This is a genomic window from Kitasatospora sp. NPDC056327 (assembly GCF_042261735.1).
Lineage (GTDB): Bacteria > Actinomycetota > Actinomycetes > Streptomycetales > Streptomycetaceae > Kitasatospora.
Genome location: NZ_JBHJRC010000468.1, coordinates 1 through 2,093, shown reverse-complemented (window position 1 = coordinate 2,093; position 2,093 = coordinate 1). Strand labels below are relative to the sequence as shown.

Annotated in this window: 1 protein-coding gene; it reads left to right on the top strand. The window is 73.1% G+C overall.

The annotated features are described in order from the left end of the window. The first annotated feature begins 178 nt into the window (after positions 1-178). Positions 179-1,996, top strand: a complete 1,818-nt coding sequence (locus tag ACFCX4_RS35275; RefSeq protein ID WP_376151400.1) for a DUF1906 domain-containing protein — start codon at positions 179-181, stop codon at positions 1,994-1,996. Positions 1,997-2,093: the final 97 nt, after the last annotated feature.

Below are 2,093 nucleotides of genomic sequence, written 5' to 3'. Positions count from 1 at the left end.
TTCCTGGGGCGGCCGCGTCTTTGGTTTATACGCCCCCGCCCCCCCCCCGCCGGGGGGGGGGGCCGCGGGGGCCCCCCTGGCGCCCGCGGCCCTGATCACCGGCGCGGCGGGCACCGCACAGGCGGCACCGGCCGGCGAGCCGGTCAGGAGGATCACCTACCTCGGCCACACCTTCGGCGTGCCGGAGAGCTGGCAGGTCGTCGACCTGACGGCCGATCCGACCAGTTGCGTGCGCTTCGACCGCCACGCCGTCTACCTGGGCACGCCCGGCAGCGAGCAGAACTGCCCGGCCGGCCTCACCGGCCGCACCGAGGCCCTGCTGGTCCAGCCCTACCAGGGCGCCGACGCCGCCGGGACGACCGTCAGCGCCATCGCCCACGAGGTGGTGGCCACCGCGCCGGGGATCCGGGCGACCGCCACCTACGACACCGACCAGGCGCTGGTGCGCGGCATCCTGGCGGGCGCCGGACTGCCCGTCGGCGCGCCGAAGGACGGCGCGGCGAAGAACCCGTCCGGCCGGGGCAGCGCGGGCAAGGGCGGCACCGCCGGCCAGGCCCCCGTCGCCGGAGCGCCCGCAACCGGCGCACAGGCCCCGGCCGCGAAGGCCCCGGCCGCCGCCGCACTGGTCGCGAACGCCGCCAGCGACCTCACCAACCACAGCGGCCTGGGCTTCGACGCCTGCGCGGCCCCGGACAACGCCACCATGGACGCCTGGATGTCGGCCTCGCCGTACCGGGCCGTCGGCATCTACATCGGCGGCAGCCGCCGCTCCTGCGTGCAGCAGAACCTGACCGCGTCCTGGGTCCAGCGCCAGGCCGGCGCCGGCTGGAAGTTCCTGCCGCTGTACGCCGGGGTGCAGGCGCACCAGATAGTCTCGCCGGACACCGAGGGCCGCGCCGCCGCGGACGACGCCGCCGACCAGGCCGTCGCCCTCGGCTTCGGCCCCGGCGCGCTGCTGTACTTCAACATGGAGTCGTACAAGGTCGACCTGTACTCGGCCAAGGTGCTGCCCTTCGTCTCCGCCTGGACCAGCCGGCTGCACGAGCGCGGCTACAACGCCGGCTACTACAGCAGCAGTTCGACCGGCATCGCCGACCTGGTGGCCAACCAGGGCAGCGGCTGGGCGATGCCCGACGTGCTGTGGACCGGGAACTGGAACGACGTCGTCGACACCAGCGACCCGAAGATCCCCGCGACGCTCTGGAGCAACCACCAGCGCGTGCACCAGTACCACGGCAACATCACGGAGACCTGGGGCGGCAAGCCGCTCGGCATCGACCAGAACGTCCTGGACGTCCAGCTCCAGGCCCGCGCCCCCGGCCGCTCCCTGGTCGGCGTGTACCGCGGCTCCTCGCAGCTCTTCGCGATCGCCGACGTCAACGGCAACTTCTGGGGCTCCGCGCCGTTCGGCAACCTGGGCGACGTCCCGCTGACCGGTGACTGGAACGGCGACAGCAAGGACACCTTCGGGGTGTACCGGCCGAGCACCCAGAGCTTCTACCTGACCAACGACCAGACCCTGGTGGCCGTCTCCCAGCGCCTCGGCGCCGCGGGCGACAGGCCGGTCGTCGGCGACTGGGACGGCAACGGCACCGACACCATCGGCTTCTTCCGCCCCTCCGACGCGCGCTTCTACCTCACCAACGACAACAAGAACGTCACCGTCGTCGTGGCGATGGGCGAGGGCACCGACGTCCCGCTCGTCGGCGACTGGGACGGCGACGGCCGGGACAGCATCGGGATCTACCGCCCGGGCACCCAGGGCTTCTACCTGAGCGACTCGATCAGCCAGGGCCGCGTCGACCACACGGTGATCTTCGGCGACGCGGGCGACAAGCCGATCGTCGGCGACTGGGACGGCGACGGCACCGACCAGGTCGGCATCCACCGTGCCGCCGCCTCCGGCTTCTACGGCGCCGCCAAGGACTCCGGGACGCTGGTCTACTCCGCCCACTTCGGCAACCCGACCGACACCCCGATCATCGGCCGCTGGTAGTACCCGTGACGGCGGGCCGCACCGGGAGGGGTCCCGGTGCCGGTGCCGCTTCCGTCGACTTCCAGGTGGGCACCGACACCCACCAGAGAGGGACCAC